This window comes from Pelotomaculum propionicicum (assembly GCF_004369225.1).
Lineage (GTDB): Bacteria > Bacillota > Desulfotomaculia > Desulfotomaculales > Pelotomaculaceae > Pelotomaculum_B > Pelotomaculum_B propionicicum.
In genome coordinates this window covers 82,710-105,026 of record NZ_QFFZ01000008.1, presented here as the reverse complement: position 1 = coordinate 105,026, position 22,317 = coordinate 82,710, and the positions used below count along the sequence as shown (strand labels likewise).

Genomic DNA, 22,317 nt, shown 5'->3' with positions numbered 1-22,317 from the left:
GCTAGTTATTCATTACCGTCCAAATTTCATGGGTTGCTTTTTTCCATTACTAAAACTTGCCGTAATCAACATCGTCCAAGGATATAATATCCTCCGGGTTTAACCCGCCGCCGGATGATGAGGCTACAACTTCCAACCTGGACCTCTGTGTGCCCCTGCTCTGCCTGTGGGCCAGGTAGGGCTTACCCCCGCTAACAGGCCCGGCCGCGAAGGCAGCGCCGCCGCCCTGCTTTCTGAGTTTAAACTTGCTGAGCATCTGCCTGACCATTTCGGATTGGCTTGACATCTCTTCGCTGGCCGCGGCAAGCTCTTCCGAGCTGGCGGAGTTCTGCTGGGTAACCTGATCCACCTGTCCCAACCCCTCGTTGATCTGTCCTATGCCGAGCGCCTGCTCCTTGGAGGCGGACGCTATCTCGCTGATGAAGTCGGTGACCTTGCTGACTTCTACTACAATCTCTTCCAGCGCATTAGAGGTTTCCTCGGCAATCCTGGCGCCGACCTCGGTTTTCTTGATTGACCCTTCAATCATTTCGGCGGTCTCTTTAGCAGCCTTGGCGCTGCGCTGGGCCAAGTTGCGCACTTCCTCGGCCACCACGGTGAACCCTTTGCCGTGCTTGCCGGCGCGGGCTGCTTCCACCGCCGCGTTTAAGGCCAGCAAATTGGTCTGGAAGGCGATTTCGTCGATGGCTTTGATGATTTTAGAAATGTTGGTGGCCGACTCGTTAATGTCACTCATAGCCCTGACCATGTTGGCCATCTGCTCGTTGCCGCGCTCGGCGTTGGCCCTGGCCTGGGTGGCCAGCTGGTTGGCCTGGGTGGCGTTTTCAGCGTTCTGCCTGGTCTGGGAGTTCATCTGCTGCATGGAGGAAGTAATCTGGGCCATGGTGCTGGCCGACTCGGCCGCGCCTTGCGACAGGGACTGGCTGGAGTCCGACACCTGCTGCGCGCCTGTGTTGACCTGCTCGATGGCGATGGCAACCTGGCTCAAAGTCTCATTCAGGTCTTCGATAGTCTTGTTAAGAGCGTCCTTCATAATACCGTAGTCACCCTTATAATTGCCGGTTACGGCCACGTCAAGATTCCCTTTGGCCACTTCCTGCAGGCACCTGACCGCCTCTTTTTCAATGATGTTGTTGAGCGCCTCAAGGGTGTTGTTGAGGGCGTCCTTGATAATGGCGTGGTCGCCCTGGTAGCTGCCGGTCACCCTGACAGACAGGTTGCCTTCGGCCATTTCCTTCAGGCAGTCGGCTGCTTCGTTAATCGGGTGGATTACCGCGTCCAGCATATTGTTGACGCCTTCGATAATCTTACGGTATTCTCCCTCGTGCCGACCGGCGTCGGCGCGGGTTCCCAGCTTTCCTTCAACCGCGGACCCGGCCAGCATATTGGCGTCATCCAACAGCTTTTGAATAGCTTCGTGCATCCTGATAAAGCCCGGCACTAGATCGTCTTTCTCACTCCTGCGTCCGACCTTGCTATAAAACTCGTAATCGGTTAAATCGCCTTTGGCGACCTTATTTACAGTCCTGTAAATATTGGTCAGCCTTGCGTGAACCCCGTTAATAGCCTGTTTCAGTTCATCCCAGTTGCCGGCGTAATTCTTCTCCATCTTCATACTGAGGTCGTTTACTGACATTCTGCCAAGAACGGCAATCAGTTCTTCAACCGGCTCGGCTACAGCTTCCATCAGGCCGTTCATACCGACCACCAGCTTGCCCCAATCACCGGTAAAGGCCGCCGCGTTGCCGCTTGCATCCAACCTGCCTTCCCTGACCGCGAGAATAAGGCCGTTGACTTCTTTGAGCAGGCCGTTTACGGCATCTATGCAGCCGTTCACGTTATTCTTGATCTCGTTGAAGTCGCCGTTGTAACTGTCGGTGATTCTCGGCGGGATGTCGCCTTTGGAAATCCGGTCAATATACTCGGCGGCCACGTTGAGCGGGCCGATCACGGCGTCCAGGGTGTTGTTAAACCCTTCGATGACTTGACGGTATTCACCCTCATGCCTGCTTACATCCGCCCTGGCATCCAGTTTGCCTTCCATGGCTGTCTTAGCCAGCATATCCGCGTCTGTCACCAGGTTATGGATGGCTTCCATGGCTTTGATAAACGCTGGTATCAGATGGTCGTTTTCACTTCTCTGCCCGACCTTCTTCAATCCATCCAGGTCGACCAGGCTGCCCCGGCTGATATTGGCCAATATTTCCTGGATCCTGGCCATTTGCCCGTGCACCGCGTTGGTGCTGTTTTTGAGGTCGTTCCAGGTACCGGTGTACTCACTTACCATCCGCTGGCTGAAATCATTAACCGCCAGCCGGCTGGAAACTCCCATCAGCTCGCCAACCGGGCCGGCTACTGCGTCGATTAAGCCGTTCATACCATCGACCAGCTTGCCCCAGTCACCGGTATAGGCCGCTGTGTCGCCGCGGGCATCCAACCTGCCCTCCTCGACCGCAAGGATCAGACTTTCCACCTCTTTAAGCAGGCCGTTTACGGCGTCTATGCAGCCGTTGACGTTGTTCTTGATCTCGTTGAAATCGCCGCAGTAGCTGTCGGTGATTTTCGGCGGAATGTCGCCCTTGCTGATCCTGTCTATATATTCGGCCGCCACGTTTAAAGGCCCAACCACAGCATCAAGAGTGTTGTTAAATCCTTCGATGACATTGCGATATTCTCCATCGTGTCTGGTGGCGTCGGCACGGGTATCAAGCTTGCCTGCAACTGCGGACCCGGCCAGCATGTTGGCGTCGTCAAGCAGCTTCTGGATGGCGTCATGCATCCTGATAAAGCCCGGCACGATTTCGTCATTTTCGCTCCTGCGGCCGACTTTCTTGTATGGTTCCGCGTCACTTAAATCACCTTTGCTGACCTTGATTAATGTGTTGCGAATATTTGTCATCCGTCCGTAAACTTCATTAGTGGCGTGTTTTAAATCGTTCCAGACACCTAGCTCCAGAGCCCGTGTTGCGAAGGTATGCCTGATCGTGTGAAATTTGCGGTTTTTTACACCTGCGTTGGCTAATATCCTTTTATACAGCTTCTGATAGGTTCGGGGATCAATCGGAGTATTAGCCCCGGAAAGCACATAACAGTTTTCATTTTTGGCATACATCTTCAACTCGTCAGACAGTTTCAGCAGAAAACCAGGCAGTGGGATTTTCCTGACCGATTTCTGGCTTTTCGGCGTGCCGACAAGCAAGGCTGTTTTGTTTTCACATTGCTGAATATTTTTTATCCGGGATACCGTTCTCATGATGGACATGGTTCCGGCTTCAAAATCCATATCGCCCCATTTCAGAGCGCAGAGTTCTCCAAGCCGTATTCCCGTATAAAAGCACAGCAGTATCCCGAGAGCCCGCCTGTCTTCCGAATGCAGAACCGCGTTTTCAACAAGTCGCTGTTCCTTGATGGAAAATATATGAACCGCCGCATTTTCTATTTTTGGAAGCTTGACGGTTTCCAATATGGACGAGTACTCTGCCGAGTTTTTCAGGATTTCTCTCAGCGCCGTCTTAAAAATCGAAAGGATTTTCCTTTTGTATGACTCGGAGAGAGAAATATTATCCTTGATTGATTTAACAAACTGGGCGACTGAAGGCTTCGTGATCCGATCATTTCCCGTTCTCCTGAAAAAGGGGATCACATACTTTTGCATACAGTAGTAATAATTTTCGTAAGTGGACAGTTTTACCTGATCGGAAATGCCGCTCTTTAACCAATTTTCAAACAACCCGGCGGCACTTTTAATCGGGCCGGGTATACTTGTTTCACGGGGCTTTATGTGTTCCTGATAATTCTTCCTTTTTTCTTTAACTTCCTTATAGGTTTTGGCGTAGACGTATTTATATTTCCCGCCCGGCTTCAGTATGCGTCCTTCCCAGCGCCCGTCCTTACGTTTATAAATGTTTTCGCCTCTTCTTGGCATTATAGTGCTCCTTTCAAATATGACGTTAAAATTGACGGCGAATAAATCATCAAATACCGGGAAATTCCGATATCCTCTAATTGAATATATCGGATATTCTTTTTTTAAGATCGTCGTTCTTTTGAAAGCAGGCAATTTGATAAGTAATTTTAGTTAATTTTTAATCAAAAAGTGTCGATATACAAATATAAATAAGGGCGCAGTTTGAAATAAACTGCGCCCTTATTCGCTGTTTTTATTTAATTTAGGTTAACAAAGTAGTGTTGCATAAAACTAGAAAATAAAACCGGGCGGCCCTTTTTTAATTCCGGCCCCCGGCTTTAATTTACCTGTTTATTTTTTACTGCTTAACAATAACATTTTTTAGTTTATCTTTTAACAGCCTGCCGTCCTCGACAAGTTCCTCGGCTAAAAAGATAAATGTTATAAAATCTTTAATTCCTGCCTTTTCCATGACTTTTTCCATATCCTGAGCGTCGCCAAGTTCCTTTACTACTTCAAACAGGATCTCCTTTTTGGCGTCAATGAAACTGCCGGTTTCCTCCACAAACTTCCTGGTACGGCAGATAACCCCGTCAACCTTGGTAAAGTAACCCATTTTCATAAGTTCCTTAACTTCTTCTTCCTCACCGGCAAACATCAACCGTTTAAACATTATTTCATCCATATGGCCTACCCCCCTCATACATCCCATTCGGCGTCTTTGAAATCCTATCCTCTTTTAACAGTGAACTTTTTTAGATAATTTACCCTTTCACCAGGGAAGTTACGCAGCCTAAAACGGGTTGGGGGCAAAGGGTTTTTCTGTTGTCAGAACACTACTCTTTCCGGTTCCGGAAAGCCGGCCATTTTAATTTTGATTTAATCCAACGCCTGACGCGCTCTATTTTCCCGCCAGTAAACCTGCGAAAAAAAACCGACAGTTTGCTTTTTGTTTTCTTCAGCAGCATTTTTACAAAATAAAACGGGTATGACAGCACATAAATAACCAGGCGGAAGGGGAATAAAACGGTCATATACAAAAGCGAGATCGCTTTTTTCAGCAGTGTCCAGCACTTGTATAGCATGAAGAACTTAAACCTGATCACCCTGCTGGCGGGACGGCTGAAAAGGTTGAAGTAAAGCAGGGCGCCAAGGCCGAGGCCAATCATTACATAAAGGCGCACCTCGCCCCAGTTCCCCCACAGCAGCGCTGTGAAGACTATGACCGTGGTAACCAGCCAAAACAGGGCGTCGCCGATACAGGTGCCAATTTTTTTCAGTCTGAAGGCCCGCCTGACAATCCGGTAATAATCGAAGCAGAAGCCCGCGGCCGCTCCAATACCTATGGTGATCAAAAAAGCCCTCGCCTGAGAATAAAGAGATTCCAATAAAACACCCCCGGGTCAAAAAAAGCGCGTCGCCGCGCTTTCCTTATTTGAAGATCCGGTTCAGTATTCCCTTGCCCTTCCCCCTGCTTTTACTTTCCTGGTACTGCATGGAGTTGAAAAATCCCTCGGCGGCAAGATGGCCTGTTTCCAGGTTAAGCTGGGTAATGTGCAGGTCTTCCCCTTTGAGAATCAGCATGCCCATATTGGTCTCCAGGACCAGTTCCGTCTCGTCGAAACTTTCGACATGCTGTACACCTTCCATGTTCAGATTTTTTCGCCCGCCAATAGAAATGCTGTGAGTAAGCTGCTCTGCCAATTTTATCATCCCCCGCCGGGAATTTCTTTGCCTTTAATCTAATTCATCATATGCCCATCTTTTCAATATATGCCAAAAAAAGAAGGAGCCCTGCGCGGGCTCCTGCATGTTTAAAACTTGCCGTAATCGGCTTCATCCAGGGAAATGATGTCTTCGGGCTTTACTCCGGCGTCAGACGGCTCTTTGACGGGCAGCCTGGCGACCTTCTGAGCCGCGCCCCTGGCCTGGCTGTGAGCCAGGTAAGGCCTGCCTGCGCTGACTATCTCAGGAATAAAGGTTGTGCCGGACGCTTTCTTTTTGAGTGTAAACCTGCCCAACATCTGCTTGACCATTTCCACCTGGCTCGACATCTCTTCACTGGCGGCGGCAAGTTCCTGCGAACTGGCCGAGTTTTGCTGAGTCACCTGATCAACCTGGTTCAGCCCGTCGTTGATCTGCTCAATGCCTGCAGCCTGCTCCTTGGAAGCGGAAGCTATCTCGCTGACGAAGTCCGTGACCTTGCTGACACCCTGTACAATTTCCTCAAGAGCTTTGGAAGTGTCTTCAGCAATCCTGGTTCCCACTTCCGTTTTCTTGATCGAGCCCTCAATCATTTCCGCTGTCTCTTTAGCCGCTTTGGCGCTCCGCTGGGCCAGGTTGCGCACTTCTTCGGCCACTACGGTGAAACCTTTGCCGTGTTTGCCGGCGCGGGCGGCTTCCACGGCGGCATTCAAGGCCAGCAGGTTGGTCTGGAAGGCAATTTCGTCAATAGCCTTAATGATTTTAGATATATTAGCGGCCGACTCGTTTATATCCCCCATAGCCCTGACCATGTTGGCCATTTGCCCGTTGCCCTGCTCAGCGTTAGTCCTGGCCTGGGCGGCAAGCTGGTTGGCCAGGGTGGCGTTTTCAGCATTCTGTTTGGTCTGGTCGTTCATACCATGCATGGAGGATGTAATCTGGGCCATGGTGCCGGCGGACTCTGCCGCGCCCTGCGACAGCGACTGGCTGGAGTCCGATACCTGCTGGGCGGCGTCGGCAACCTGGTTGATCGCCCCAAAGATCTGGCCGAGTGTTTCATTTATGGAATCAAGTGTAGAGTTCAGCGCGTCCTTAATAACAGCATGCTCGCCCTGGTAATCGCCTGTAACCGCCACGTTAAGGTTGCCTTTGGCCATTTCCTGCAGGCATTCCGTAGCTTCTTTTATCGGCTTCAGCATTTCATCCAGGGTGCGGTTGAAACCTTCTATGACCTTCCGGAAGTCACCGCTGTGCCTGGCGGTGTCGGCACGGGTGTCAAGCTTGCCTGCAACCGCCGCCCTGGCCAGCATGTCCGCGTCGGCCACCAGGCTCTGGATTGCCTCCATCGCTCTTATTATTGAAGGTATCAATTGGTCATTGCCGCTTCTCTGCCCAGTCTTTCTATAGTCATCCAATTCACTGAGATTGCCGTCACTGATATTTTTCAAGGTGTCCTGGACGTGTACCACCCGCTTCATCACATCATTTGTGGAGTTTTTCAGGTCATTCCAAACACCTTTATATTCCTGATACATCTTTTGTGTATAATCATTAACAGCCATTCTTGTTAATACAACCATCAGTTCGTTAACAGGGTTAGCTACAGCTTCAATCAGGCCGTTCATCCCTTTGACCAGTTCACCCCAGTCGCCGCTGTAGGCTGTCTCGTCGCCGCGCGTGTTCAGATTGCCCTCTCTCACAGCCTGAATTAAATCATCCGCTTCTTTAAGCAGTCCGCTGATGGCGTCGATGCATCCATTAAGGTTATTCTTGATTTCATTGAAGTCACCGTTGTACGCTTCAGTGATTTTGGGCGGAATGTCGCCCCTGGAAATCCGGTCAACGTATTCGGCAGCCATGTTAAGCGGCCCGATCACCGCGTCCATGGCGTGGTTCATTCCTCTTAAAATCTTCCGCCAGACCCCCTGCGCCCTGTCGGCGTCCGCCCGCTGGTCCAGTTTGCCCTCGCGGCCCGCGCCGATCAACACGCCCACCTCGTCCACCAGGATGCCGATCTCGTCAATGCAGGCGTTCAGGTTGTCCTTGATTACATTAAAGTCGCCTTTGTACTCTTCGGTGATCTTCGGAGGAGTGTCGCCCTTGGCAATCCGGTCAACATATTCGGCAGCCATGTTGAGCGGCCCGATGACCGCGTCCATGGCGTGGTTCATTCCTCTTAAAATCTTCCGCCAGACCCCCTGCGCCCTGTCGGCGTCCGCCCGCTGGTCCAGTTTGCCCTCGCGGCCCGCGCCGATCAACACGCCCACCTCGTCCACCAGGATGCCGATCTCATCGATGCAGGCGTTCAGGTTGTCCTTGATTACATTAAAGTCGCCCCGGTACTCTTCAGTAATCTTCGGCGGCGTGTCGCCCTTGGAAATCCGGTCAACATATTCGGCAGCCACGTTCAGCGGTCCGACAACCCCGTCCATGGCGTGGTTAACGCCCCTTAAGATCTTGCGCCAAACGCCCGCTGTCCTGTCGGCGTTGGCGCGCTGGTCCAGTTTCCCTTCGCTCCCGGCGCAGATTACCACACCAACTTCGTCAACCAGTATATGTATAGTTTCAATTAGCGAGTTCAGGTTGTTCTTGATTTCATTAAAGTCACCCTGGTATTCTTCGGTGATTTCCGGCGGGGTGTCACCCCTGGCAATCCGGTCAACATACTCCGCTGCCATGTTTAACGGCCCTATTATTGCTTCCAGCATCTGGTTGATGCCGTCCACCAGTTTCTTGTAATCACCGCTGGCGGTCACACCGGCGCGGGCTGTCAGGTCGCCTGCCTTGGCTTTTTCCACCAATTCCTGCACTGCTCTCAGGACCACTTTCTGTTCGGTAATGTTGTTGATTACACCAAAGCAGCCGATAATTTCCCCTTTTTCGTTCTTTACCGCGTCACTGCAAAGCACAGAGGGCACAATCCGGTTGTCCCGCGTGCGCAGTTCCAGTTCATTCTGCCAGGTTTTCCCGCTCATAATACTCTTCCAGCAGTCTTGGCCGTCGGACGCGCTGACAAATATCGCGGGCAGGCCGCCGGCGTCGTTAACCTGCTCCTTGGTGTAGCCGAACAGGCTGCCAAAAGCCTTGTTCTGAGAAAGGATCTTGACTCCTTTTTTGTCGGTGATGACAATAGGCGCGGCGGATGCTTCAACCGCCCCTTTGATCCGCAGCATTTCTTCTTCACGCTCTTTGTTTGCCGCAGTTACATCAATCAGCACGTTCAGGTTGTTCTTGATTTCGTTAAAATCCCCGTTGTAGGCCTCTGTTATCTTCGGGGGAATTTCTCCCTTGGCGATCCGGTCCACATATTCGGCTGCAACGTTAAGCGGCCCGATGACCCCGTCCATGGCGTTGTTTACCCCTCTTAAGATCTTGCGCCAAACGCCCGCTGTCCTGTCGGGGTTGGCCCGCTGGTCCAGTTTCCCCTCGCTGCCGGCGCCTATAACCACGCCAACCTCCTCGACCAGTATGCTGATTGTGTCAATACATGTGTTAAGGTTTTCCTTAATTACGTTGAAGTCCCCCTGGTAGTGCCCGGTAATCTTGGGAGGGGTGCTGCCTTTAGAAATACTATCAACGTATTCAGCCGCCATGTTCAAAGGCCTGATTACCCCGTCCATGGCGTCATTTACACCCCGCAGAATCTTGCGCCAAACACCCTGCGTCCTGTCGGCGTTAGCCCTTTGATCAAGTTTCCCCTCTCTGCCGGCTCCTATAACCACACCTACTTCCTCGACCAGTATGCTGATTGTGTCGATACATGTGTTAAGGTTTTCCTTGATTATGTTAAAGTCCCCCTGGTAGGGCTCGGTAATCTTGGGGGGAGTGCTGCCCTTAGAAATCCTGTCCACATATTCCGCAGCAACGTTCAAAGGCCTGATTACCCCGTCCATAGCGTCATTGACACCGCGCAGGATCTTGCGCCAGACGCCCTGCGTCCTGTCGGCGTTGGCCCGCTGGTCCAGTTTGCCTTCGCGGCCAACCCTGATCACCACGCCTACTTCATCTACCAGCGTACTGATTGTATCTATGCAGGCATTAAGGTTGTCCTTGATTTTTGCAAAATCACCGCGATAGGAGCCAGTAATCTTAGGCGGCGTGTCACCCCTGGCGATCCGGTCAATATACTCCGCCGCCATGCTAATTGGGCCGCTTACCTCATCAAGCGTGTCATTCACTCCCTGGATGACTTCCTTGAACTGTGGATCTATTTTACTCAAATCGGCCCGGCTTGCAAGCCTGCCATCCCTGGCTGCTTCGGCAAGCAGCCTGCTTTCCGCAAGAAGCGCGTTGAATGAAATTTTTAGTGAAGTCAATGTAAAAAGACATAAACAGCCGCCTCCCAATAAGGCTGTGACACACAAAGCCGTGTTGCCTGACGAACGGTTTAGAGCAATTGAAGTTAAGCTCACTGCAACCAGCAGCAAAAAAAGAGTTGCCAGCCCTAATGATACTTTGGTCCCAATTTTTAACCTCATCTAAATACCCCCCTAATAAAGTCTCTTCTCTCTAGTTATAATCCATTTCCATTTTACAAACTCCAATGCTGATTCTCTCTCTTTTCAAGTAAAATAACTGCTGGCAGCGTTGGCAGCCAATCAATTCTCTGTCCAAAGTTGAACCGTCTTCATCACCAGGTTGCTATTAAATCCCTCCTTCTGCATTACCAGGTGTTCAACCATTTTTAAGTTCATAAATCAAAAACCCCCGCTTTAAGAGCATAAAAAAACCCTGTCTTATTAGTAATCGTAAGTACAATCCGCCAAAAAGATAGGGATATTCCTGATTTTGGACTTCTAAATTCCTTATTTTTATAAATATTTCAAAACTTAACTAAAAATTCCGACTATTCCTCCAGGGTGGTCAGACCTTCGCGAATAGCATATTTGATCAGTCCTGCCACGCTGTTTATTCCCAATTTACGCATAACCTGCCTGCGGTGGGATTCCACTGTCTTTTCACTGACGAAAAGTGATGAGGCGATCTGGCGTGTGGTTTTGCCTTCAGCCAATAATTGCAGCACCTCCCGCTCTCTGGCCGTCAACACTTCAAAAGCCGAAGAGTTGTCCTGGTGCAAGTTCTTGATATAATCTTTAATAACCATTTTTGTCAAGGCAGGACTGACATAAGGGTTGCCCTCCATCACTGAGTGGATCGCACTGATCAGCTCTTCAAAGACACAATCCTTTAAGATATAAGCTGAGGCGCCTGCCTTAAACATTTCAGCCACAAACCTTTTATCTGAATGCATCGACAGCGCAATGATTTTGATCGACGGGTTCTCAGCGGCGATCCTGCGGGCGGCCTCAATACCGTTAAGGTTAGGCATGCCGATATCAACAATGACCATGTCCGGAGAAAGTTCCCTGGCCAGGTTGGCAACTGTGTTTCCGTCCGGAGCGGTGGCGATTACCTCTAGATCACTCTGTCCCTCCAGCATGGAAAGCAGGCCCTCGCAAAACAGCTTGTGGTCATCAGCAAGGATAATTCTAATGCTCACAATCCAACCTCCCCTTTAATCATCATTTTTGAGTGGAGCCTCAATAACTATGCTGGTTCCATGACCTATTCCTGATATAATTTCCATACGGCCGCCTAAATGTTCCAGCCGCTCCTTGACGCTAAAAAGTCCGTACCCGTCCGGCTTGCCCGGCATGGGGCCAAATAAACGGGCATTAAAGCCAGTTCCGTCATCTTCAACCACTATTCTTACTTTCATTCCCAAGTTTTTAATTGAAACATTAACTTTATGCGCTCCGGCGTGTTTAACAATATTGAAAAAAAGCTCCCGCACTGAGGAAAAAAGAATAACCCTTACCTCTTCTTTCAGTGCTGCGGATGCCAGTTCATTTTTTAAAAATACCTGTAAACCGTTTTTCTCCAATAACTGCTCAGCGAGCCACTCCACCGCCGCTCCAAAACCCAGTTCATAAAGTATGGGCGGGCTTAGTTCGAAGGTCAGCGATCTCGTTTTCATAATAACATCTTCAATAAGAAAAATAATCTCATCCAGATTTTCAAGAACAGCGTCAATTGAAGCAGCCCTTTTCAACTCTCCGATTTTTAACCTGCTGATAGCCAGGGATTGGCTGATCTGATCATGAATGCCTTCCGCAATACGACGTCTTTCCCGTTCTTCGGCCAGGGAGAGTTTGGCGGCCAGAGACCTGAGCTGGGACTGGTAGTTTATGATCCTTTCTTCAGCCTCTTTGCGCCCGGTTTTGTCCTCAATACTTAAAACAGCTCCCTCAACCCGGCCTGACCTGTCAAAAAGAGGAGCGCCATTTATTGAGAGCAGTTTCCTGGTCCCGTCAGGCCACTGAATGCCCTGTTCCACATCAAAAACCTGCTTGCCGCTGATGATAACCTGCATGTACACAAAATCCTCATCTAAAATGGGATTGCCTTTTTCATCGGTCACAAACCAGAGTGGTTTTTGATAGACACGGGGATTTTCACTTTTAATATTTAAACCAAGCAACTGCTCCGCCCTGGTGTTGGCAAAAACAACTTCCATCTTACTGTTTACCACCAGGATGCCGGCCGGACTGGTCCTGATAATCCTGTCCATCAGCTCGCGCTCGTCCAGTTTTTCCAGTGCCTGCTTAAGCTCGTTGCCAGTTAAATGTGTTAATTCCTCCAGGTGTTTGAGACTGCTGATATCACGTATAGATTCGATGGCGCCGACGATATTCCCGTCATGGTCAAAAAGCGGCGAGGCTTTGCCCCACAAGAAAGTCCCTTTTCCCAGATATGCTGACGGTACAAAAGTCTCACCAAAAAAAGTATCCCCTTCTTTCCTCACATAATCGTACAGTAGTTTGATTTCCCTCTCTTCGGTAAAAACAAGATCGATTAAGATAGGCCTGGGCTTACCGTAAAAAGGAACGGCATAAGCGTAATCACCCTTGCCCAGCATACCTTTTTTTGGCACCCCCGTTATCTCCTCAATAGCATGGTTCCAGGCTATTACCCTGCCGTCCCGGTCGATAACGAAAGTAGCGTCCGGCAGAAAATCAATGATATCGAGCAGCTGCTGGTTGGTTATGCGCAGTTTTTCTTCCGAATGCCGCAGGTCTTCTTCCGACCATTTCCGCTGGACTGCTATGGCAAGAGTTTCTTCAGCCAGTTTTTGTTCGGTTATAGCTTTTGTTTTCTCCGGGGCAGGTCCGTGTTTTGTCATATCACGGACTGTGGCAAACAGCAGTTTCCCCTCCTCTGCCGCAGCACTCTTTAAGCCGACTTCCACCGGAAAGGCGCTGCTGTCTTTGCGGCAGTGCCGGGTTGTAACATTAGATTCATTTGAAAGCCCGCCCCTGATTGATTCGATTGCCTTGAACGTCTCAAGGTCAAACAGGTCTTCTACGCGCATTTCCAGCATTTCTTCCCGGGTGTAACCATAGGCCTTTACCGCGGCATCATTGACTTTTACAATAATTCCGTCACTTTCCCGGATAATAAACATGCTATCCTGGCCCTGCTTAAAAAAAAGCTGGTACAACACGTTTCCCCACTCCATTGTTTAACCAGTCAGATCATTAGTTCGACTTTGTATTATAAATTTTACCTTAACGCGGTATTTTTCGACTATCTGGTAAAAAATCCTTTCATGAAATAATCTTTTGTTCAGAAAATTTAGCTGCTTTTTAAAATAAACCAGCGGAGACAGAGAAAAGGGGACACACCTCTACCTTAAGACCATCTCTTAGGAGAGGCATGTCCCCAATGTTCTCCCGCAAAAACCTTAACTGAGCCGGGAAAGCCCTATTTCCACTGTCTTTGTATGTTGATATCCTTGAAATAAAAATTGACTATATCCTCCGGTGATTTGCCCTGCTCCGCCATCAGCCGGGCGCCCCACTGGCACATGCCGACCCCGTGTCCGAAGCCTTTGCCGCTCATGACCAATTGGCCGCCCTCCACACGGGCGTCAGACAGCAGCATAGACCTTACTTTTTCACTGCCCAGGGCCAGTCTTAAAGCCGGCCCTCCTATAGTGGCGCTGCCCAGCTTAATCTGTTCGGCCCGGCCGGATGGTCCCTTCTTCTCAATGGATACTGAAGTGATGGCGCCGGGATCCTTGCCCGTTTTACTCTGGACCGCAGCTCTGGCCTGGTCTAAAGGTATCCTTGCCTCCCAGGCTTTGTTCTTGGGCTCGGTTATAGCAAGGCAGCCGTCCTGGACGCCCCCTTTGATATAAGGTGTGGGCTCCTTGGTGAACGCCAGCCCCTCCTCGGCGGTTGCAGAAATACCGCCGTCACAGGCGGAAAACCAGGCGTGAATATAGTTATCGCCGTATGTGACCACTTCCCCCCTGGTCATTTCGACTGCCTGCCGGACACTATCATTTATTTTTGACGGCTCATAGGCCTGAAACTCCTCAACGCTGGTCGAAACGTCAGTACCGTGCGTCTGCTTGACCCGGCCGGACTTGATGTTTTCCATGGTAAAAGTGCGGGCGAGGATAGCCTGGGCGGCCAGGGCGTTCACCGGCCACTTGGTGTCCATTTCCGCCGCCACCACACCCTGGACATATTCCTCTATTTTCATATTTTTCTTCTGGCCGGTTTTGTTGTCATAAAGGGAAATTGTCGGCTCCTCCTGGGTAGGGGCCGGGGGCGAAGGTTTGGGCGCCGGCTTTTTGGCGCAGCCCGCGGCGGCAAAAAGCGCTGTGATACAGATTAAAATAATTATCAGTGGTCGGCGTAACACAAAAACCCCTCCTGCTTTTTCTTCTTAGTTTGAGCAGGAGGGGCCGGAATTATGTGGTTTTGTCCTCAATCACCTGATAGAGTTCAGCGGCTAACTTGGCCGGGACGTCCTCCTTGATGTCAATAACCTGCAGCTTAAACTTCCGGTTGCCGAAATTTATGTTGATAATGTCACCGGTTTTTATTTCAGCCCCCGCTTTCGCCACCCGGCCGTTGACTTCCACCTGTCCCCGGTCACATACTTCTTTAGCCAGGGTGCGCCGTTTGATCACCCTTGCCACTTTTAAAAACTTATCCAGGCGCAAATTGCCGCCACCATCCTTTGGTTCGTGGAAAAAAATCAGACTTATGCAGTCTGATCAGTTTTATTCGATATTATTTAACCACCGCTTCCCTTAATGATTTCCCTGCTTTAAAAACAGGAACACGGGCGGCAGCGATGCTGATCTCTTGGCCGGTTTGCGGGTTTCTCCCCTTGCGGGCTGCCCTCTCCCTGATTTCAAATGTTCCGAAGCCGACCAACTGAACTTTGTCACCATTGCCCAAAGCCGCACCAATAGTTTCCAAAACTGCGTTTACAGCTTTCTCGGAATCTTTTTTGGTCAGTTCCGTTTTTTCGGCAACACTTGAAATTAATTCTGCCTTATTCATACGAACCCTCCTTTAGGAAAAGAAATATTAATTCCCTACTATTCGCGAAAATTCTTGCAGTTCCTTCCTACAAGAAAATGTTTCCTATATTTTTTCTTGTTTTTTTGCGTTTTCCCACCATTTATCCAACTCGGAAAGTGTGCAGGATGATAGATCCCTTCCCGCAAGCCCGGCCATTTTTTCAATATAAGCGAATCGCCTTATAAATTTCCCTGATGTTTCCAGCAGTGCGGTCTCTGGATCTATGCCCAGGAGCCTGGCCAGGTTTACCACGGAAAAAAGCAGATCTCCCAGCTCTCTTTCTGTCTCAACCGGCTTGCCGCTTGATATGGCAGACTCAAGTTCGACAATCTCCTCACTGACCTTGGCCAGGGCGCCCCTGTAGTCGGGCCAGTCAAACCCGACACTGGCCGCCTTCTCCTGCAGCTTCGCCGCGCGCATTAATGACGGAAGCGACTTTGCAACACCGGACAGCAGACCTGCAGGATTATTTCCCGCCTTTTCCTTCGCCTTAATCTTTTCCCAGTTGATAATTACTTCCCTGCTGTCCTTTACAGCGACTGAGCCGAACACATGAGGGTGGCGCCGGATCATCTTCTCTGAAATCCCCTCAACCACGTCATTCATGTTGAAACAGCTTTCCTCGTTGGCTATTTGGGCGTGAAATACAATTTGTAGTAATAAGTCTCCCAATTCTTCACATATTTTATACGTATCCTCCTCTCCGATGGCTTCTAAAACTTCGTATGTTTCCTCAAGCAAATAAGGCCTTAAGCTGCGGTGGTCCTGTTCCCGGTCCCAAGGACAACCGCCCTCGCCGCGCAGCCGGGCCATTATGTTCACCAGAGGGTCAAGCGGATAAAGGCTCGTTTCGCCTGTCATTTCGGGAACACCATCTTCATCCTCATATACCTGAACAACTTCAACTCCTTCCCCCAACTCGGCATCTCCAGCAGGCACGGCAGCTTGTCCATCCTTCTCTCCGTTGTTTTCCTCACATCCCACAGCCCACTTCTCACGTCCCATTTCCCACTTCTCACTGCTCACTTCGGGTACAAATACACTCGTGAGATGGTCAACCCATTCCAGCCGGTCCAGCTCAAAAAGAGGTATTTTTTTGATCCTTTCCAAACCCGGGATACCCGCTCCTCTGACTACCGTAACCGGATGTTCTGGCGGGTACAGCTCCAGCAGGCTTAATTTTACGTCGGCAGCAACCATCCGGCTGTATACCTGGGTAATTACAGCGGCTATTGCGGGCAGCGGCGGTTTTTGATCCAGCCTTAAGCCGTCTATCACCTGCAGCCCCCTGCCGGGATCAAGACGGAGCACTGTAAAGAGATCGTCCAGAAAGCTTGCCGCCGGGAGCAGTTCAACCTCCAAGCCATCCTTTTCCGCCTTCTCAATGACCAGGCGCACAGACTCTTCCGCCACCAGAGGATGGCCAGGCACTGCGTAAAGCACATTAATGCCAGCCAGGGCTTGCCGGATTATTTCTGCGGCAATTCTGGCGTATACCTGTTCAAAATAAGCCTCTTCTTCGTAAATATAATCAAAAGTTGAGAAGGATATTCCCTCCCGGCTGAGATAGTCCACCACAGGATGTTTTCCCGTGCGCAGCATAATACAGGAGGATGATTTCAGCGCTTTCCAGACACCCATGGTAATACTGTCCGGAGAACCGGCGCCCAGACCGGCAATAGTTATTTTATTTTTAGGGGACATGAAGAAAAATTTCCTTTCATTAACCGGGGGACAAGCGCTTGTCCCTTAATAAAAAAGAGATCTGTTACATGTTAACACAATATTGGAAATATGTCCTCTTATGTTGACAAATTTGTGCATAAATACGGTACTTATCTTACTCAAAAGTAAAAAGTGGCCCCAAGAGGCCACTCTATTATTGCTCCATTTGTTTGGCCAGAAAACCTGCTGCGGTTTCTGCCAGCTTTAATTCCATCTCACCCATCTTTATATCCGGCTCCTTGGAGGCCAGTATAACCGCGCCGATTGGGTCACCCTCGGCGATGATCGGTGAGATTACTTCGCAGGAGAACTTGCATTCACCATCCTCAATCAGTATGCATTCCTTACATGCCGGGTCTTCCCCCGGGTTATTGATAATTACTGCTTTACGCTCTTCCATAACTTTTTCCACAACATTCCCGATGGGCTTATTTAAAAATTCCTTTTTGGGTGCGCCGGAAACAGCTATAATGTTGTCCCGGTCCGCAATGCAGGCAATATGACCTAATGCTTCATATAAAGAATCGGCGTACTCTTTAGCGAAATCACCTAATTCGCCGATGGGCGAATACTTCTTTAGGATTACTTCACCTTCCCTGTCCACAAAAATCTCCAGGGGATCTCCTTCGCGGATTCTAAGGGTTCTTCTTATTTCTTTGGGGATGACTACCCTTCCCAGATCATCAATGCGGCGGACTATGCCCGTAGCTTTCATTAATCTACCCTTCCCTCCTTTTGGCTGATTTCACTAAATCTTTATATGATAGTATATATCCGGAGGGAAACAGTTATTCATTTTTTTCCAAATACCATTTAAAAACTTTTATCTTTTCCCATTTTTACTGCTGCTTCAGGTTGTTTACTATTGTCGCCTTCTCTTTAGCTTCCTTGATAAACTGGTCAAACTTGTCCTGCTTGGCCTGACCGGATAAATGGTCGGCAATCTGCTGTTTCACTTCATCAAAGGGTTTCTGTGAAGCGGGAATAATCTTTTCCAGCTTGATTACATGGTAGCCGTAATCGGTTTTAACCGGCTCAGTGGTATACTCTCCTTCATTAAGAGCAGTTGCAGCGTCAGAAAATTCCTGGACTGTTTCCCCTTTAGCAAAGGTGTAAAGACCACCGTTGCTTTTGGTAGTACTATCTTCCGACTTCTGGCTGGCCAGTTCGGCGAAATCCTTGCCCTGATCCAACTGGGTGATAACATCCTCAGCCAGTTTCCTGGCCTCTTCGTCTGTGTGCTGCGCCGGGTAGCCCTTGGTCCCGTCATCAATAAAGAACAAAATGTGGCGGACCTGATACTGCTCCGGCTCGCTGAACTGTTCCTTGTAGTCATCATAAAACTTTTTGAGCTCTTCGTCTGAGGCGGGGGCAACGTCTTTAGTAACTTCTTCCTGTAAGAATAAGATGCAGGCGACATCCTCTTCCTTGAGATTCACCTGAGTAAGAAACTTTTGGTATTCCTCTTCAGATGGAAACTGTTCTTTCAGCGGCTTGACTCTTTCCTGCACCTGGTCTTTAGTCAATTTGCCTTTCTTTTTGGCTTCCTGCAGCAAAAGCTTGGTGTCGATCATCTGGTCAAGAGTGTCCTTTTCAAGTGATTGCAGCATATTTTGAGCATTGTCGCCGCTGAAATCGATTCCCTGCTGCTCGTAGCTTTTTTTCAACTCGTCAACCTGTTTGGTTAAATCTTCCCTGGTGATTTTTTCACCGTTCACCGTTGCCACAACTTCTTTGCCGCAGCCTGCGGCCGCTATGGCCGTCAACACCAGCAAAGCCGTAAGTAGTACAATAATTTTATATTTCACTGGTTCATCCCCTTTTTTAAACATAAGCCTATTATAAATTAATTTGCCTGCCTGTGGCAACCTCAGGTGGTCCGCCGGCAAAACTTACCGGTTCAGTGTCATCGCCGCTGCCCAGCATAACTAAAAAATCCTCCAGCTGCGACAGCAGCTGTTTACTGTCGCTGCGGGTGTCACCCGCTACACGGAGCTTGATCTCAAAATCATCCCCGGCATTGATAAACTTGACCCTGTTATGGTAATGCCTGCTGGCGGCCACCAGCGCCTCCCCGGTAAGAGGATGGCCCGAACCAAAGATTAAACGCAGCTGGCCTGGCAAAAGGGTAATTGTTTTAACTTTAAGCCCTCCGGCCAGAACTTTTACCTTGGCCACCGCCAGCAGATTCTGCACCGGCCCGGGCAAATCGCCGAAACGGTCCACCAGCTCTTCCTCCAGGTCGGACACATCGCTTGCTGAGATCAGGCCTGCCAGCCTTTTATATATCTCCACTTTCTGGTTGGTGTCAGATATATACGAGTCCGGGATAAAAGCCTCCACCGGAAGTTCGATGGTGGTTTCCACCGCCCGGGGAATCTGCTCGCCCCTGGCTTCCCGGACGGCTTCTTCCAGCAGCCGGCTGTACAGGTCAAAGCCGACCGCCGCTATATGGCCGTGCTGCTCGGCGCCGAGAATATTGCCGGCGCCGCGTATTTCCAGGTCACGCATGGCTATTTTAAAACCAGAGCCAAGCTCGGTAAACTCACGGATAGCTGTCAGCCGTTTTTCGGCGGCTTCTCCCAGAATTTTATCCTTACGGAAGGTAAAGTAAGCGTAAGCAAGCCGGTTCGAACGGCCAACCCTCCCCCTGAGCTGGTAAAGCTGGGCCAGACCAAGCGCGCCTGACTCTTTTACAATAAGTGTATTGACATTGGGAAGGTCCAGGCCGTTTTCAATAATGGTGGTGCAGACGAGGACGTCATACTCCCTGTTCATAAAATCAAGCATGGCCTGCTCCAGTTCCTCTTCTCTCATCTGACCGTGGGCCATAACGACCCTGGCCTCGGGAACGAGCCCCTGGATCCAGGCTGCCACCCTGTCCAGGTCCAGCACTCTGTTGTAAACCACAAAAACCTGGCCGCCCCGTCCTATCTCCCGGCGGACAGCCTCGCGGATCAACACAGGCTCTTCTTCCAGGACATAAGTTTGTACAGGGTAGCGGTCTTCCGGCGGTGTTTCCAGAATACTGGTGTCCCTGATTCCTACCAAAGACATGTGCAGTGTGCGCGGGATTGGGGTAGCGGACAGTGTAAGCACATCTACATCCTTGCGCATTATTTTCAGCCGCTCCTTATGCGCCACGCCAAAACGCTGCTCTTCGTCCACAATCAACAGGCCTAAATCCTTGAAGCAGACATCTTCCTGCAGCAGGCGGTGTGTACCGATTACCACATCCACATTGCCCCGCAGCAGGCCCTGCAAAACCTGGCGCTGTTCGCGCGGTGTCCGGAAACGGCTTAACACCTCCACATTAAATGGATACCCCTCAAGCCTTTCCATAAATGTGTTATAATGCTGCTGGGCCAGGATAGTGGTAGGCGCCAGCATAGCTACCTGCTTGCCGTCCATCACCGCTTTGAAGGCCGCCCGCAGGGCCACCTCTGTTTTTCCGTAGCCCACATCGCCGCACAACAGGCGGTCCATCGGCCTCGGGCGTTCCATGTCAGCTTTAATCTCATCTATAGCACGCAGCTGGTCGGGGGTTTCCTCATAGGGAAAGGCATCTTCAAACTCTCTCTGCCAAACCGTGTCCTTGCCAAAAGCATAGCCCTTCATGGTCTCTCTGGCAGCGTAAAGGTCAAGCAGTTCCCCGGCCATTTCTTTTACCGCTTCTTTAACCTTGCTCTTGGCCCTGGCCCAATCAGCGCCGCCCAGGCGGGACAGCCGCGGGGATTCTCCTTCACCGCCCAGGTATTTCTGAATCAGCCCTACCTGGTCCACCGGCACATAGAGTTTATCTTCACCCGCATATTTCAGCAGCAGGTATTCCTTTTGGATGCCTTCAATAGTCAGCGGCACTACCCCAAGGTAACGTCCAATCCCGTGGTTCACGTGAACCACATGGTCGCCCATTTTTATATCTACAAACGGGGCCAGACGGTCGCTGCGCTTCCATTCTTTCCTGGCCTTTTTGCGCTGCCCGTAAATATCTGTTTCGGTAATAACAACCAGCCTGCAGCAGGGCAGTTCAAATCCGCTCCCCAGGTTAACTGGTGTGAGCAATACATTGCCGCCTCTGACGCGCCCCTCCGGGGACCCGGCGTAAAAGGCGTCAATGTTGCTGTCTTTCAAAGCTGAGAGCAGCTGTTGTGAACGCTGGTGGCTGGAAACCAGGATGACCACCGCGGACCCGTCTTTGCGCCACTGCACAATCTCACTGGCAAGCATTTCAATATTGCCCAGGAAACTGGGCATGGTCTTGCCGGGAAAGCTGACAACATTGGCCGGGCTGACAAACTGGGGCTGCCGCGGCAGCAAGGAGGAGTAGATAACCCTGCGGGATGACAGTGCTTTCAGGATGTTATCCCACTCCGCGTAGCCGAGCGCCTGGGCAGGCAGCAGTCTACCCTGCTCCAGCAGGTCGGTGTAGGTAATACTTCGCTCCTGCTGGACCGCGTTAATTACTTCTTTCACCCGGGCCGGCTCGTCGACCAGCACGACGGCTTCCGGCGGCAGGTAATCAAAAAGGGTGATATACCTGCTGTAAAAATAGGGCAAGAAATGCTCGACGCCATTAAAATACCCGTCAAAACCTTCTATGATTTCGGGGTATTTTTCGTAGAGCTGTTTTACCGCCCCGGCTTCACCGAGCTTTTCAAGTTTGCCCAGCTGGGCCCGGTATTCTTTTTCTACCGCGAGCCTGGCCTTTTCCAGCCCCGACTCGCTGATAACCAGCTCCCTGGCGGGATATATGGTAACATCCTTTATGTTTTCTTCTGATCTCTGGGTGGCCGCGTTAAAACGGCGGATCGAGTCCAGTTCTTCATCAAAAAACTCCAGCCTGACCGGCCTGTGCGCGGTCATCGGGTAGATATCCAGAATGCCGCCGCGCAGGCCAAACTGCCCCCGCTCCTCCACCAGTTCAACCCGTTCATAGCCCAGTTTGAGCAAGCTTAGCAGCAAGCCCTCCAAGTCCGTCCGGTCACCCACTGCCAGCTGCAAAACCGGCCCGGCGAACTCTTCCGTGGGGGCCAGGCGCCTTAAAAGAGCCTCGGCGGGAGCTATAATTACTGAACGTTCTCTTTTTAGCAGGCTTTCCAGCACCTGGAGCCGCTGCGCTTCAACTTCTTTACTGTGGGCCAGGATCTGGTAAGGCGGGACCCGCCAAACCGGGAAAAGGCGGATTACCTCACCCGGCAGCAGCCCGGCCATCTCCTCCGCAAGTATACTTGCCTCCCGCTCGCCCGGTGTTACGATCAATACTGGAAACTGCGGGGTTAATTCGGCCACCCCCGCAAAAAGATAGCTGCGCTGGGAACCGGCCAGCCCAAAAATCATCTGCTGTTTATAATTTTTCTCCAGTCCCTTTCGCAGGCTCTGAAACTCCGCCGCCGCCTGCAGCGGTTTTAAAATTCCGCGCATAACAATCCTCCAGAATATCTCCCATTCAGACATAAGCTATAAGTCGTAGGCTATAGGCCCTTTTAGCCGTAGGCCGTAGGTATATCCTGCATTCCTGTTCAGTCGTGGGACGTGAGACGTGGGCCGTGAGTATCCTGGCATTCCTTTGGGGTCTTTGACCCTTAATACTATCTT

The 22,317-nt window shown here is 50.5% G+C and carries 14 protein-coding genes; all 14 read right to left on the bottom strand.

Going from position 1 to position 22,317, the window contains the following annotated elements:
- Window positions 1–49 precede the first annotated feature (49 nt).
- The 14 genes from Pmgp_RS05830 to mfd all read right to left on the bottom strand — a co-directional run bounded on the left by Pmgp_RS05830 (window position 50) and on the right by mfd (window position 22,143).
- On the bottom strand, window positions 50–3,925 hold the full coding sequence (locus Pmgp_RS05830; protein ID WP_134213032.1) for a methyl-accepting chemotaxis protein: 3,876 nt from the start codon (window positions 3,923–3,925) through the stop codon (window positions 50–52).
- Between the two features lie 340 nt (window positions 3,926–4,265).
- The gene (locus tag Pmgp_RS05825) at window positions 4,266–4,592 is read right to left on the bottom strand and encodes a hypothetical protein (RefSeq protein ID WP_134213031.1); all 327 of its coding nucleotides are present in this window, start codon (window positions 4,590–4,592) and stop codon (window positions 4,266–4,268) included.
- Between the two features lie 151 nt (window positions 4,593–4,743).
- Window positions 4,744–5,295 carry a spore cortex biosynthesis protein YabQ gene (yabQ, locus tag Pmgp_RS05820; RefSeq protein ID WP_134213030.1) on the bottom strand — a complete coding sequence of 184 codons (552 nt, stop codon included), beginning with the start codon at window positions 5,293–5,295 and terminating at the stop codon, window positions 4,744–4,746.
- 43 nt (window positions 5,296–5,338) lie between these two features.
- Entirely contained in the window at window positions 5,339–5,620 is a 282-nt protein-coding gene (gene yabP, locus Pmgp_RS05815) for a sporulation protein YabP (RefSeq protein ID WP_134213029.1), read from the bottom strand.
- 101 nt (window positions 5,621–5,721) lie between these two features.
- Window positions 5,722–10,089, bottom strand: coding sequence for a methyl-accepting chemotaxis protein (locus Pmgp_RS05810; protein ID WP_134213028.1), 4,368 nt, complete (start codon window positions 10,087–10,089; stop codon window positions 5,722–5,724).
- A gap of 368 nt (window positions 10,090–10,457) precedes the next feature.
- Window positions 10,458–11,111: a response regulator gene (locus tag Pmgp_RS05805; protein ID WP_134213027.1), complete on the bottom strand. Its 654-nt coding sequence runs from the start codon at window positions 11,109–11,111 to the stop codon at window positions 10,458–10,460.
- A gap of 15 nt (window positions 11,112–11,126) precedes the next feature.
- Window positions 11,127–13,130, bottom strand: a complete 2,004-nt coding sequence (locus Pmgp_RS05800) for a PAS domain-containing sensor histidine kinase (protein WP_134213026.1) — start codon at window positions 13,128–13,130, stop codon at window positions 11,127–11,129.
- 245 nt (window positions 13,131–13,375) lie between these two features.
- Window positions 13,376–14,323, bottom strand: a complete 948-nt coding sequence (locus Pmgp_RS05795) for a SpoIID/LytB domain-containing protein (RefSeq protein WP_134213025.1) — start codon at window positions 14,321–14,323, stop codon at window positions 13,376–13,378.
- A gap of 49 nt (window positions 14,324–14,372) precedes the next feature.
- The gene (locus tag Pmgp_RS05790) at window positions 14,373–14,627 is read right to left on the bottom strand and encodes an RNA-binding S4 domain-containing protein (RefSeq protein ID WP_134213024.1); all 255 of its coding nucleotides are present in this window, start codon (window positions 14,625–14,627) and stop codon (window positions 14,373–14,375) included.
- Window positions 14,628–14,697: 70 nt separating this feature from the next.
- The gene (locus Pmgp_RS05785) at window positions 14,698–14,973 is read right to left on the bottom strand and encodes an HU family DNA-binding protein (RefSeq protein ID WP_134213023.1); all 276 of its coding nucleotides are present in this window, start codon (window positions 14,971–14,973) and stop codon (window positions 14,698–14,700) included.
- Window positions 14,974–15,057: 84 nt separating this feature from the next.
- Entirely contained in the window at window positions 15,058–16,698 is a 1,641-nt protein-coding gene (mazG, locus tag Pmgp_RS05780) for a nucleoside triphosphate pyrophosphohydrolase (protein WP_134213022.1), read from the bottom strand.
- Between the two features lie 175 nt (window positions 16,699–16,873).
- Complete coding sequence (gene spoVT, locus Pmgp_RS05775; protein ID WP_134213021.1) at window positions 16,874–17,434, bottom strand: stage V sporulation protein T; 561 nt, start codon at window positions 17,432–17,434, stop codon at window positions 16,874–16,876.
- A gap of 124 nt (window positions 17,435–17,558) precedes the next feature.
- Window positions 17,559–18,527 carry a peptidylprolyl isomerase gene (locus Pmgp_RS05770; protein ID WP_192902804.1) on the bottom strand — a complete coding sequence of 323 codons (969 nt, stop codon included), beginning with the start codon at window positions 18,525–18,527 and terminating at the stop codon, window positions 17,559–17,561.
- 31 nt (window positions 18,528–18,558) lie between these two features.
- Entirely contained in the window at window positions 18,559–22,143 is a 3,585-nt protein-coding gene (mfd, locus tag Pmgp_RS05765) for a transcription-repair coupling factor (protein ID WP_134213019.1), read from the bottom strand.
- Between the last annotated feature and the right edge of the window lie 174 nt (window positions 22,144–22,317).

What these genes read in the sequence shown, in the direction of transcription:
- Pmgp_RS05830 (WP_134213032.1), bottom strand. Translation starts at nt 3,925, where the DNA reads ATGCCAAGAAGAGGCGAAAACATTTATAAACGTAAGGACGGGCGCTGG.
- Pmgp_RS05825 (WP_134213031.1), bottom strand. Translation starts at nt 4,592, where the DNA reads ATGGATGAAATAATGTTTAAACGGTTGATGTTTGCCGGTGAGGAAGAA.
- yabP (WP_134213029.1), bottom strand. Translation starts at nt 5,620, where the DNA reads ATGATAAAATTGGCAGAGCAGCTTACTCACAGCATTTCTATTGGCGGG.
- Pmgp_RS05810 (WP_134213028.1), bottom strand. Translation starts at nt 10,089, where the DNA reads ATGAGGTTAAAAATTGGGACCAAAGTATCATTAGGGCTGGCAACTCTT.
- Pmgp_RS05800 (WP_134213026.1), bottom strand. Translation starts at nt 13,130, where the DNA reads ATGGAGTGGGGAAACGTGTTGTACCAGCTTTTTTTTAAGCAGGGCCAG.
- Pmgp_RS05785 (WP_134213023.1), bottom strand. Translation starts at nt 14,973, where the DNA reads ATGAATAAGGCAGAATTAATTTCAAGTGTTGCCGAAAAAACGGAACTG.
- mazG (WP_134213022.1), bottom strand. Translation starts at nt 16,698, where the DNA reads ATGTCCCCTAAAAATAAAATAACTATTGCCGGTCTGGGCGCCGGTTCT.
- spoVT (WP_134213021.1), bottom strand. Translation starts at nt 17,434, where the DNA reads ATGAAAGCTACGGGCATAGTCCGCCGCATTGATGATCTGGGAAGGGTA.
- mfd (WP_134213019.1), bottom strand. Translation starts at nt 22,143, where the DNA reads ATGCGCGGAATTTTAAAACCGCTGCAGGCGGCGGCGGAGTTTCAGAGC.